The organism is Mesorhizobium sp. USDA 3734, assembly GCF_056279665.1.
This window is the reverse complement of the sequence record NZ_JBWCCW010000001.1, coordinates 1623122-1634991: the sequence shown is the minus strand read 5'-3', so window position 1 is coordinate 1634991 and position 11870 is coordinate 1623122. Positions and strand designations below refer to the sequence as shown.

Here is an 11870-nt window from a genome sequence, read left to right as displayed (position 1 = left end):
CCCAAAGGTCCAGAAAACATGACCAAAACGGGCTTGACCAAAACCGGCATGATCGACTTTCGCGGCGTCAACAAATGGTTCGGCTCGCTCAATGTGCTGAAGGACATCACGCTCAGCGTCGAACCGAAAGAAGTGGTCGTCGTCTGCGGCCCGAGCGGCTCGGGCAAGAGCACGCTGATCCGCTGCGTCAACGGCCTGGAGGCGATCAAGGACGGCGACCTCGTCGTCGACGGCCAACGCCTCGGCGACCCCGCCACCAACATGACGCAGCTGCGCACCGAGATCGGCTTCGTCTTCCAGTCGTTCAACCTCTACCCGCACAAGACCGCGCTCGAGAACGTGACGCTCGCCCCCATCCATGTCCGCAAGATCCCGCGCACTGAAGCCGAAAAAGCCGGCCGCGAATTGCTGGCCAAGGTTGGCCTGGCCGACAAGGTCAATGCCTATCCCGCACAGCTCTCCGGCGGCCAGCAGCAGCGCGTGGCGATCGCGCGTTGCCTGGGCATGCGGCCCAAGATCATGCTGTTCGACGAGCCGACCTCCGCGCTCGACCCCGAGATGATTTCCGAAGTGCTCGACGTCATGGTCGCGGTCGCCGAGGAAGGCATGACCATGATGGTGGTGACGCACGAAATGGGCTTTGCCCGCAAGGTCGCCCAGCGCGTGGTATTCATGGACGCCGGCGCCATCGTCGAAAGCGGCACGCCGGACGAGTTCTTCTCGCATCCCAGGACCGACCGCAGCCGCGCTTTTCTGAGCAAGATTCTGAGGCATTGAGGGCGGCGACAGGGAGCGCCTTCTCGGCGCTTCCCGTCAATCTGTCCGGCGGCCATTGTATCAATCGAAGAATAGCGTTGCCTTGCAACGGATCTGTACGCCGACCGGCTGCCCTTCCGCTGCGGGCGAAAGGGCAAACCGTCCGGGTGGCTCAGGCTGCCGTCGGATAGTCCGTATAGCCCCTGGCGTCGCCGCCATAGAACGTCGCCTTGTCGGGGGCGTTGAGTTCGGCATTCCGCTTCAACCGGCTCACGAGGTCGGGATTGGCGATGAACAGCTTGCCGAACGCGACAAGGTCCGCCTTCCCGTCGGCAACGGCCTTTTCGGCCAGTTCCTTGTCGTAGCCATTGTTCACCAGCCAGGCACCGCGTCCGCCAGCCTTGCGATAGGTGGCCTTGAGTTCCGCGTAGTCGAACGGCTTGTCGCCCTGGCTGAAGTCGCGCGCGCCGCCAGTCGCGCCTTCGACGATATGGATATAGGCCAGGCCCCGGCTGCCCAGGCCCGCCACCACATGGTTGAACAACGGCTGCGGATTGGCATCCGAAGTGTCGTTGGCGGGCGTCACCGGCGACAGCCGGATTCCGGTCCTGCCGGCGCCGACGGCGCCCGCGACCGCGTCGACCACCTCGAACAGGAAGCGCGTCCGGTTCTCGATGGAACCGCCATAGTCATCGGTGCGATGGTTGGTGCCCGAGCGCAGGAACTGGTCGACGAGATAACCATTGGCGCCATGGATCTCGACGCCGTCGAAACCTGCCTCCTCGATCGCCGCCTTGGCGGCGCGGCGGAAATCATCGACGATGCCGGGGATTTCGGCCGCATCGAGCGCGCGCGGCTCGGACGTTTCGGCGAACTCGCCGCTGCCATCCGGCCTGACCAGGAAAGTCTTGGAGTTTGCCCTGATCGCCGACGGCGCCACCGGCTTGCCGCCGCCGGGCTGCAACGAAACATGCGAGATGCGTCCGACATGCCAGAGCTGGACCACGATCTTGCCGCCGGCTCTATGGACCGCGTCCGTGACACGCTTCCAGCCGGCAAGCTGATCCGCCCCATAGAGACCTGGCACGTCGGCATAGCCCTGGCCCTGATGGCTGATGGCGGTGGCCTCCGTCACGATCAGCCCGGCCGTGGCGCGCTGACCATAATAGGTGACCGAGAGGTCGCCGGGGACCGCATTGGGTGAACGATTGCGCGTCAGCGGCGCCATGACGATGCGGTTCGCCAGCGCCAGGTCGCCGGCCTGCAGCGGATCAAAGAGTGTAGTCATGAGAAAAGCCTTTCATGGGGGAGGACGGGGGAGGATCGTTAGAGACCGGACAGGGAGGCCTGGAAGGCCGCGATGGTTTCTTCGTTGCGCTTGTAGAACACCCATTGGCCGACCCGCCGTGTCGTGACGAGGTCGGCCGACGCCAGCGTCGCCAGGTGCGCCGAGACGCTGGACTGCGCCAGGCCGCGACGGTCGAACTGGCTGGCGCAGACACCCATCTCGAGCGGATGCGCCTGCGCGGCGAAGTGCTGTTCAGGCTCCTTCAGCCACGCCAGGACATCCCGTCGAAACGGATGCGCCAGCGCCTTCAATATGATGTCCTGGTCCATATTCACCTGCATCGATCTCAACCGATATATAGATCGGGTAGAGACGATATGGCAGGAAAACCATTCCATTTTTGCCGGTGATCGGAGAAAGCGGCACCCCGGACGAGTTCTTCTCGTACCCCAAGACCGACCGCAGCCGCGCCTTCCTCAGCAAGATACTCAGGCATTGAAGGCACCGCATGCCAACGCGCTTCAGGTCGCCTCTTCCGGGCTGCCGCCAATCGCGAACGCGACCCGGCCAGCGCGCCGTCTCAAAAGCGCGATGGCGAGGAAGGCGATCACGCCGCTCGCGGCGACGACCACCAGCACCCATAGCGAGTTGGCGACGGATGTCCGCGCCATCATGAAGGCAAGCGCGAACGGCGCGAAGGCCGAGGTGAACTGGCGGGCAGCGCTCGCCCAGCCGAGCCGCACGCCATAGCCCTCGCGTCCGAAGAGTTCGAGCGGCAAGGTGCCGCCGACGATGCTGGTGAGGCCGGAGCCGAGGCCGAACAGCAACACGAACAGGAAGGCGCCGGGTAGCCATGGCGTGGTCAGCAGCAGCGCGCACAACCCGGCGGTGAGCAGCAAAGCTGCAATGACGGCAAGATGCGTTTGCTGAAGCCGCCCGCCAAACAGCATGTTGATCAACCGGCTGGCGACCTGCGCCGGTCCGAACAGGGTCGAAACGAACAGGCCGGCGGTGCCGAGCCCAAGGGCCGCCGTCAGCGGCACCATGTGGATGAGGATCGCCGACAGCACGAAGCCCTCGGTGGCGAACCCCGCCAGCATGAGCAGGAACGCGGCCCGGCCGCGCCGCGGACCGAGCGGCGCGCCCGCTTCATGGGACGGCCCGCGCTCTTGGCTCGCGGCCGTGGCGTGGCGGCGCGACAGGCGCATCAGCCAGGCGTGGATCGGCAGGCAGAGCCCGAGATTGAGTGCGGCGAACAAAAGATAGACCTCGCGCCATGTCAGCTGCGCATGCAGCGCCGAGGTCAGCGGCCAGAACAGGGTCGAGGCGAACCCGGCGATGAGCGTCAGGTGGGTGATGCTGCGTTGCGGCCGGGGAACCCCAATCTGCACGATCGCCACGAAGGCGGCGCTGTAGAGGACGAAGCTGGAGGCCAGCTCCATTGCCAGCAATGCGAGAGCGAAGGTCACGCGGCCGGGCGCGATGGCGCACAGCGCCAGCGCCACCGCCGCCGCGACCGAGCCGATGGTCATGATGCGGCCGGCGCCGAAGCGGTCGGCCCACCGCCCGGCCGTCGGCGCGAACAGGCTGCCGGCAAACAGCGAGGCGGACAGGGCGCCGAACACCCAGCCTTCCCTAAGGCCGAACTCCCTGGCCATTGCCGGCGCCAGGATCGAGAAGCTGTAGAAGAGCGTGCCGTAGCCGATGATCTGGGTCAGCCCCAGCGCCCAGATCGCCTTGCGCAGGACCGACCGGTCAGGCATCGACGCTGGCTGCCATATTCTCTCGCGCCTCGGTGCTGGCCGGCGCGGTGGCGCAGCCGCAGCCCGACCCGCCCTTGGCCTTGGCGTGCGCATCCTCGACGCAGCAGGCATCGACAGTGGCGAGCGCTGGCCCGCCGCAGCAGCCGGCGCTTTCCGGTGCCGTCACGACACCGACGGCGCTGCACACGCCGGTCTCCGGCAGCACCAGCCGCACCTCGCGGGCCGCGGCATGGTCTCCGGCAATGTCGGCGACCACCGAACGGACCTGCTCGTAGCCAGTCGCCATCAGGAAGGTCGGGGCGCGGCCGTAGGATTTCGAGCCGACGATGGTGAAGCCGGGTTCGGGATGTGCGAGTTCCGCGATGCCATGCGCGGGAACCGTGCCGCAGGAGTGGAAGTTCGGATCGATCAGCGGTGCCAGCGCCGGCGGCGCTTCGACGACGGGATCGAGCGCGATGCGGATTTCGCCGAGGAACGACAAATCGGGCCGGAAGCCGGTGGTGACGACGATGCGGTCAACGGCCAGGCTGAACGGCTCGCCGGCGAGGTGGGCATCGACGACGAGCCCCTCGCCCTGCGTCTCGATGCGGTTTACGGCGAAAGGCGCCAGCATGTTCAGCCTGCCATCCGTCATCGCCTGCCTGGCTGCTAGGCCGAGCGCGCCGCGTTCGGGCAACTGGTCGTTCAGCCCGCCGCCGAGCAATCTGTCGACGCTGGCATGGCGCAGCGCCCAGAAGATCTCGGTGCCAGGTGCCGCGTCCTGCAGTTCCATCAGCGCCAGAGCAACGTTGATGGCCGAGTGTCCGCCGCCGATGACCAGCACGCGCTTGCCCGCATAGTCTTCTCTCGCCTTGCCGACCACGTCGGGAATGCCATAGGCGACGCGCCGAGAAGCCGCGCTTTCGCCGGGAACCGGCAGGCCGTCGACGCCGATCGGGTTTGGCCGCCACCATGTTCCGGATGCGTCGATGACGGCACGCGCGAGAACGCGGTGCTCGCCGCCGGCATCGCGATAGCGGATGACGAAGGGCGCGTCCTTGCGGCCGTCATTGGCGACCTTGTCATGTCCCTGACGGGTGACCGCGGTGACCTCGGCGCCAAGCTTCAGATTGGCGGCGATCGCGGGCAGCCGGCCAAGCGGCGCCAGATAATCGCGCACGATCTCGCCGCCCGTCGGCAGTCCTTGGCAGTCCGGCGCGGTCCAGCCGGCGCGGTCGAGCAGCGCCCGCGCCGCCGCGTCGATGTTGTATTCCCATGGCGAAAACACCCGCACATGGCCCCATTCGAGCAGTGCCGCACCCACGTTTTCGCCGCGCTCCAGAATCAGCGGACGGATGCCGCGCTCGACCAGATGCGCCGCGGCGGCCAACCCGACCGGGCCGGCGCCGATCACCGCGACGGGGAGATCTGTCATCATGTCCATAGATTCGATCCTTCCGGTATCTTCGAATTATACGTCCAAAAAAAATCAGGCCAATGTTTTGCTGGCGGCGGGCGCGCAGGTGGCATCGGCGCAGCACTCGTCGGCGAGATAGCCGATCAGCGCATTCATGCCGGGATAGTTGGCGCGGCAGATCAGCGTCGTCGCCTGCCGCTCCTGCGTCACCAAGCCGGTATCGACCAGCCGCTTGAGGTGATGCGACAGCGTCGAGGACGGAATGTCGAGTTTGCCCTGGACACTGCCGACGGCAAGCCCGTCATCACCGGCGCGCACCAGGATGCGATAGAGCTGAAGCCGCGTCGGATTGCCGAGCGCTTCGAGTTGGGCGGCTGCTTTTTCGAGTTTCATGGAAATAAGCTAGGCGACATCTTTCATGCCGTCAACTCAATTTCGAAAAATATGGAAATAGCGTCAGCCAACCCGCTTGCCCGAGGCGCCGGTGACCACCTCGCCATCCTCCTTGGTGAACGCGCCGATCTCCGGGTTGGGCAGGATGTCCAGCACCTTTTCCGACGGCCGTGCCAGGACGACGCCGAGCGGGCTGACCACGATCGGCCGGTTGATGAGGATCGGGTGCGCCAGCATGAAATCGAGGATTTGCTCGTCGGACCATTTCGGGTCGGCAAGGCCGAGCTCGACATAGGGCGTGCCCTTCTCGCGCAGCAGGTCGCGCGGCATCATGCCCATCGCCGCGATCAGCTCCACCAGTCTTTCGCGCGACGGCGGCATCTTCAGATATTCGATCACCTCCGGCTCCTCGCCCGACTGCCGGATCATGGCCAGCGTGTTGCGCGACGTGCCGCAGGCCGGATTGTGATAGATGGTGATGGTCATTTGGCGATCCTCTCAGTCGACATGGTACTCCTGACGGCGCCGCCCTCTTCGTACCAACCCTTGCTGCGGTTCACGATCCACACCACCGACAGCATGACCGGAACCTCGATGAGGACGCCGACCACAGTGGCAAGGGCAGCGCCCGAATTCAGCCCGAACAGCGCGATCGCGGCGGCCACCGCCAGCTCGAAGAAATTCGACGCGCCGATCAGCGCCGATGGTCCGGCCACGCAGTGGCGTTCGCCGCTGACGCGGTTGAGCAGATAGGCAAGGCCGGAGTTGAAATAGACCTGGATCAGGATCGGCACCGCCAGCAGCACGATCACCAGCGGCTGCGCGATGATCTGCTCACCCTGGAAGCCGAACAGCAGCACCAACGTTGCCAAAAGCGCAACCATCGACAGGGGCTGCAGCGCGGCGAGCAACGCATCGAGCCCGCCTTGCCCGCTTGCCGCCAGCAACCGGCCCCGAACCAGCTGCGCGACGATGACCGGCGCGACGATATAGAGCCCGACCGACAGCATCAGCGTGCCCCATGGCACGGTGATCGCCGACAGGCCGAGCAGCAGGCCGACGATGGGCGCGAAGGCAACGATCATGATCGCGTCGTTGAGCGCCACCTGCGACAGCGTGAAATTCGGCTCGCCGCGCGTCAGGTTCGACCAGACGAACACCATCGCCGTGCAAGGCGCCGCGGCAAGGATGATCAGCCCGGCAATGTAGGAATCGATCTGCGCGGCAGGCAGCCAGGGCCGGAACAGCCAGCCGACGAAGAGCCAGCCCAGCAGCGCCATCGAGAACGGTTTCACCGCCCAGTTGATGAACAGCGTCACGCCGATGCCGCGCCAGTAGGTGCCGACACTGGCCAGCGAGGCAAAATCGACGCGCAAAAGCATCGGCACGATCATCAGCCAGATCAGCACGGCGATGGGAATGTTGACCCTGGCGATCTCGGCCGACGCGATGGCGCCGAACACGCCTGGCAGCAGATGGCCGAGCGCGATGCCCGCGACGATGCACAGCGCCACCCACACCGTCAGATACTTCTCGACGAAGCCGATGCCGGGCCGCGCCGTATCGTTCGCGTTGAGAGCGTGATCGGTCATGATGGCCTTCCTTGTTTTGACGACGCGCGGCGGACAGTCAGCAGTCACAGGTCACGGCGTTGATGACCGGACGGCAGAGCTCTGGCGCGCCATTGCAGCAATCTTCCATCAGATAGGCCAGCAGGTCGCGCAAGCCGGTCATGTCGGCGACGTAGCGCACGATCCGGCCGTCGCGTTCGGGGCGGATCAGCCCGGCATGGGCGAGCACCTTCAGATGCGCCGACATGGTGTTCTGGACTGTGTCCAGCCTTGTCGCGATCTCGCCCGCCGGAATGCCTTCCGGTCCGGCGCGCACGAGCAGCCGGAAGACATCCAGCCGCGTCTCCTGGCCAAGGGCCGCCAGCGCGTTCAAACTGTCTATCTTATCCATACATCCAAATCCTTGGATTTATGGATATCGGCTTCTCCGCGATCTGTAAAGGGTGATCGCCCGCCATCAGGTGACGGCCAGCACCTTTCCCGTGTCGTGCTGACGCACGAAATCCACGCGGGCGCCGTCCCAGTGGTAGCTGTAATGGCGGCCCTGGACGGGAATGGTGATCGCGTCGGGCCAGAACATGCCGATGCAGCCGCCGCCCGGCATGCGCACGCTGTTCCACACCAGCCCATCGCTGCCGGCAGCCCGCAACGCCCGCCCTTCCGCCTGCGAGGCGGTGTAGTCGTCCGGATCGAGCACGCCGGGCACGGCGTTCACGTCATCGAGGTCGCGGTCGACACTGCCGATCAGCACGCGAAAGTCAGCCGTCCAGCCCGGACCCTCGTTGGTGGCGCGCATGAATTTCTGATGGTGGTGGATGGTCTCGGCCAGCGCCACCTCCTCGCTGTCGCCGGCATAGTAGATGCCGTAGCTGCCATCCGAGAAGCGTCCGGGTCGCAGCGTCGAACAATGCACGAAGGGCGCCATCACGAAGCTGGCGCCGGGGCCGGAAACCCGCCTTGCGGCCGACACCTTGCCGAGGTCGCCTATCTCGAACCTTATGCGCGGGTTGGTCTTCGCCTCGACGGCGGCCAGCGCCTCCCAGTCGCGCGGGTCGGCAATGTCCTCGAAGAGGTCGATCGGTGGATGGATGGAGCGGATGATGCGGAAGGTCTGGTGCCAGTCGACGCGGCGACGGACCGCAAGCCCACTCACCATGCACCACGCTCCGCATCGAGCCATTCCCGCATCGCCGAGAGATCGGAGATTTCGCCGCGCAGCATCAGGTCGAGAGCCGACTGGCCGCCGAAGGCGGCATTGGGCTTGCGGATCCAGGCGTAGCCGCGCGCCGGCTCCGTGAACAGATAGCGCAGGCCCTTGTGGATGCCCATCAGGTGCGCCATGCGGGTGCGCAGGTCGCGGTCGATCCTGCCGATGCCGCCTTCTTTCCAGCGGGCCCAGGTACGCGCCGATATGCCGCCGAGCAGGATGCAGGCCTCGAGGTCGGTGAGGTTCCAGGCCTTGAACAGGTTGACAGTGGTGCGCGCCAAGGCGCCCGCCTCGTCATCAGTGATGGCGGCTCCGACCGTGGCCGGTGTGGTGACTATGGGCTGAAGCTGCATTTTCGCTCCCTCGCTATTGGCAGAGATATAGCATGTATTTGCCAAATGGCAAGAAATGAGACCAAAGCAGCACAAACGATCGCTTCAGCCGGCGATAATTCCCACCCGTGATTGAGACCACCAATCGCCGAGGTCAGCGCTGCCCCTTGTATCTGCACAGGGATGATTTTGTGCGATGGAAGCGACTGAGCCTCGGGCTGGATGGCCGTCCGGCCCGAGGCTTGGCGAAGTCGCCCGTTACCCCTGCGGCTACAACCGTGGATGAGCCTGGGATCTTCGCCTTCGTCACGCACGACCGAATAGTCGCTTGGCTCCAATCGCACGCACAAGGCAGGTTACCGTGAACAAGACCCTCTGTGGAATAGATATTTCGAAAGACTGGCTCGACGTCCATATCGAGCCGATCGGAACGGCAGGCCGTTTCGCCAACGATGCGGGAGGCATCGCCGATCTGGCCGCCTGGTGTCAGGCCAATGACGTCGAACTCGTCGTCATGGAGGCCAGTGGCGGCTACGAACGGTTGGCCTTCCTGCTGTTGTGGGAGATGGGGCAACCCTGCGGCATGGCCAATGCGAGGAGCGTTCGCTACTTCGCCGAGGCGATGGGGTATCTGGAGAAGACCGACAGGATCGATGCCGCCGTCATCGCCCGTTACGGGCAGGTCAAGCGGTTGCAGCCGACGCCGCCGCCGAGCGTGGCCCAGCAACGGCTCAAGGCGCTGGTCGCCCGGCTTTCCCAGGTCACCGGCGACCTCACCATCCAGAAGCAGCGCCGTAGCGCGGCTCGCGATGCCGAGACCATCATCAGCCTCGACGAGGTCATTGCTCTGCTCAAGCGCCAGAGCCGCCGGCTCGAAGGCGAGATCGCCTCGCTGATCGACGACGATCCCTTGTGGGCCTGTCTCGACCAGGCCTTCCGATCGCTCAAGGGCGTCGCCTCGCGCACCGTGGCCCGCCTCATGGCCGAACTGCCCGAGATCGGCATCCTCTCCAACAAAGCCATCGCCAAGCTCGCGGGCCTCGCGCCGATCGCCAATGATAGTGGCAAGCGCAGTGGCCGCCGGTCGGTGCGCGGTGGTCGCGAAGGCCCGCGCTCCATTCTCTTCCTCGTTGCCCGCACCGTCGCCAGATACGATCCTCACCTTGCTGCCTTCCATCAACGGTTGCAGGGCGCGGGAAAGGAGAAGATGGTCATCCGCATCGCGCTCGCCCGCAAGCTGCTCGTCATTCTCAATGCAAAAGCACGCGACGCGCGCATCGATTTCGCAAATGCAACTTGACACCCCAGATAGTCGCTCATCCGCCTGCCGGCACCTCCTCCCCGGATAGTGACGGGGAGAAGGGAGATGGCCGCATCGCTGGCGCCTATTCTGCAACATTGAAGATTGGCGAGACCGTCCATGACGGCGTCTTTCTCCCCGTCACTATACGGGGAGTTGAGGGATGGTCCGCCAAGCGGACGAAAAGCCAATTGCTTGGCTTTTCGAATGACGAACGCCCGGCAGGGCAATGAGGGGCGGCGCGGACCTCGGCAATACCGGGCAGACGGCGCGCCACGTATCGTGGCGTGCCCCTGACCAGTTTTACTCCGCCGCCTCATACCCCGCGATGCCCTTGATCTCGAGGAAATCCTCGAGCCCGTATTCGGCGTATTCGCGGCCATTGCCCGACTGCTTGTAGCCGCCGAACGGCAGGCCGGCGTCCCAGGTGGGATAGTTGATGTAGACATTGCCGGTGCGCATGCGCGCCGCGACTTCGCGCGCCTTCTTCATGTCCTTGGCCTGGATGTAGGAGGCGAGGCCATAGACGGTGTCGTTGGCGGTGTTGATCACCTCGTCGACGCTGTCATAGGGCATGATCGCCAGTACCGGCCCAAAGATCTCCTCGCGCGCGATGCGCATGTCGTGGGTGACGTCGGCGAACACCGTCGGCCGGACATAATAGCCGCGGTTGAGTTCGGCCGGACGGCCGGGGCCGCCGGCGACCAGCGTCGCACCTTCGTCGATGCCGGCCTGGATCAGGTCCTGGATCTTGTCGAACTGGACCTGGCTGACGACCGGGCCAAGCTTGGTGCCGGCAGCGTCGGCGGGGCCGACGGTGAACTTTTCCGCAGCCGCCTTGGCATAGCCGGCCGCCTCGTCGTGGCGGTCGCGCGGCACGAACATGCGCGTCGGCGCGTTGCAGGACTGGCCGCTGTTGCTGAAGCAGCCGGCGACGCCCTTGCTGACGGCGCTTGCGAGGTCGACATCCCCGAACAGGATGTTGGCCGACTTGCCGCCAAGCTCCTGATGCACGCGCTTGACCGTGTCGGCGGCGGCCTTGGCCACCAGGATGCCGGCGCGGGTCGAACCGGTGAACGACATCATGTCGATGTCAGGGTGGCTGGAAAGCGCCTGGCCGACGCCGGGACCGTCGCCATTGACGAGGTTGAAGACGCCCTTCGGCACGCCGGCCTCGTCCAGGATCTCGGCGAAGATGATGGCGTCGAGCGGCGCGATCTCGGAGGGCTTGAGCACCATGGTGCAGCCGGCGGCGAGCGCCGGACCAACCTTGCAGGTGATCTGGTTGAGCGGCCAGTTCCACGGCGTGATCAGGCCGACGACGCCGATCGGCTCCTTGACCACGAGATGGTTGCCCTTGACGTGGCGGAATTCGAAGGTCTTCAGCACGTCAGCCATCTTCTGCAGATGCGCAAGGCCGATGCCGACCTGGCTGTCCAACGCCATCTGGCGCGGCGCGCCCATCTCGCGCGACACGGCGACAGCAAGATCGGCGCTGCGCTTCTTGTAGACCGCGATGATGCGGTTCAACAGTTCGAGCCGATCGCCAACCTCGGTGAAACCAAAGCTGTTGAAGGCGCGCTTGGCGGCGGCCACCGCCTTGTCGACATCGGCCTTGGAGCCGAGCGAAATCTGGGCGAAGGCATCCTCGTTCGAGGGATCGATGACGTCGAGCGTGTTGGGCACAACAGGATCGACCCACGCGCCATCGATATAGAACTGCAGATTGTGTGACATGGTTTTCTCCTTGGCCGCATGGCCGTGCCGGCCGTCATATCTGGCTGGAGATAACGATGCACAAACGCCGCTGTCAAACGCAACCCCCGAAGTGGTTAAGCCAGCGCGGCAGTCGTTGAGCCAGAGC

13 protein-coding genes and 1 pseudogene are annotated in these 11870 nt (G+C 65.1%); 3 read left to right on the top strand and 11 right to left on the bottom strand.

From position 1 onward, the window contains the following. The first annotated feature begins 18 nt into the window (after positions 1–18). Positions 19–777 carry an amino acid ABC transporter ATP-binding protein gene (locus tag ACZ89F_RS07745; protein WP_476091154.1) on the top strand — a complete coding sequence of 253 codons (759 nt, stop codon included), beginning with the start codon at positions 19–21 and terminating at the stop codon, positions 775–777. A gap of 151 nt (positions 778–928) precedes the next feature. Here the strand turns inward: ACZ89F_RS07745 and ACZ89F_RS07740 are convergent, their stop codons facing one another. Both ACZ89F_RS07740 and ACZ89F_RS07735 read right to left on the bottom strand, forming a co-directional pair. Next, positions 929–2044, bottom strand: a complete 1116-nt coding sequence (locus tag ACZ89F_RS07740; RefSeq protein WP_476091153.1) for an alkene reductase — start codon at positions 2042–2044, stop codon at positions 929–931. 38 nt (positions 2045–2082) lie between these two features. After that, a complete protein-coding gene (locus ACZ89F_RS07735; protein ID WP_476091152.1) occupies positions 2083–2373 on the bottom strand; it encodes an ArsR/SmtB family transcription factor in 291 nt (96 codons plus the stop codon). Positions 2374–2453: 80 nt separating this feature from the next. On the opposite strand from ACZ89F_RS07735, the pseudogene ACZ89F_RS07730 reads away from it, so the two are divergent. Next, positions 2454–2543 (top strand): annotated as a pseudogene (locus ACZ89F_RS07730) (polar amino acid ABC transporter ATP-binding protein); the annotation flags it as partial. Between the two features lie 22 nt (positions 2544–2565). Here the strand turns inward: ACZ89F_RS07730 and arsK are convergent. The 8 genes from arsK to ACZ89F_RS07690 all read right to left on the bottom strand — a co-directional run bounded on the left by arsK (position 2566) and on the right by ACZ89F_RS07690 (position 8727). Continuing rightward, complete coding sequence (gene arsK / locus ACZ89F_RS07725) at positions 2566–3807, bottom strand: arsenite efflux MFS transporter ArsK (protein WP_476091151.1); 1242 nt, start codon at positions 3805–3807, stop codon at positions 2566–2568. After that, complete coding sequence (locus ACZ89F_RS07720; RefSeq protein ID WP_476091150.1) at positions 3800–5230, bottom strand: NAD(P)-binding domain-containing protein; 1431 nt, start codon at positions 5228–5230, stop codon at positions 3800–3802. Before ACZ89F_RS07720 ends, arsK begins: the two co-directional genes overlap by 8 nt. Positions 5231–5275: 45 nt before the next feature. Next, positions 5276–5596 (bottom strand): ArsR/SmtB family transcription factor, encoded by a 321-nt coding sequence (locus ACZ89F_RS07715; RefSeq protein WP_476091149.1) that lies wholly within the window; start codon positions 5594–5596, stop codon positions 5276–5278. A gap of 63 nt (positions 5597–5659) precedes the next feature. Next, on the bottom strand, positions 5660–6082 hold the full coding sequence (arsC, locus tag ACZ89F_RS07710; RefSeq protein WP_476091148.1) for an arsenate reductase (glutaredoxin): 423 nt from the start codon (positions 6080–6082) through the stop codon (positions 5660–5662). Then, the gene (gene arsB, locus ACZ89F_RS07705) at positions 6079–7188 is read right to left on the bottom strand and encodes an ACR3 family arsenite efflux transporter (protein WP_476091147.1); all 1110 of its coding nucleotides are present in this window, start codon (positions 7186–7188) and stop codon (positions 6079–6081) included. The genes arsC and arsB overlap by 4 nt, the downstream gene beginning before the upstream one ends. 37 nt (positions 7189–7225) lie before the next feature. Next, a complete protein-coding gene (locus tag ACZ89F_RS07700; RefSeq protein WP_476091146.1) occupies positions 7226–7558 on the bottom strand; it encodes an ArsR/SmtB family transcription factor in 333 nt (110 codons plus the stop codon). 66 nt (positions 7559–7624) lie between these two features. Further along, a complete protein-coding gene (locus ACZ89F_RS07695; protein ID WP_476091145.1) occupies positions 7625–8323 on the bottom strand; it encodes an RES family NAD+ phosphorylase in 699 nt (232 codons plus the stop codon). Next, positions 8317–8727 carry an antitoxin Xre/MbcA/ParS toxin-binding domain-containing protein gene (locus ACZ89F_RS07690; RefSeq protein ID WP_476091144.1) on the bottom strand — a complete coding sequence of 137 codons (411 nt, stop codon included), beginning with the start codon at positions 8725–8727 and terminating at the stop codon, positions 8317–8319. The genes ACZ89F_RS07695 and ACZ89F_RS07690 overlap by 7 nt, the downstream gene beginning before the upstream one ends. 340 nt (positions 8728–9067) lie before the next feature. Between ACZ89F_RS07690 and ACZ89F_RS07685 the strand changes: the two genes are divergently transcribed. Then, entirely contained in the window at positions 9068–10006 is a 939-nt protein-coding gene (locus ACZ89F_RS07685) for an IS110 family RNA-guided transposase (protein WP_476091143.1), read from the top strand. A 303-nt stretch (positions 10007–10309) separates the two neighbouring features. Here the strand turns inward: ACZ89F_RS07685 and ACZ89F_RS07680 are convergent, their stop codons facing one another. Continuing rightward, positions 10310–11743, bottom strand: a complete 1434-nt coding sequence (locus ACZ89F_RS07680) for an aldehyde dehydrogenase family protein (RefSeq protein ID WP_476091142.1) — start codon at positions 11741–11743, stop codon at positions 10310–10312. Positions 11744–11870: the final 127 nt, after the last annotated feature.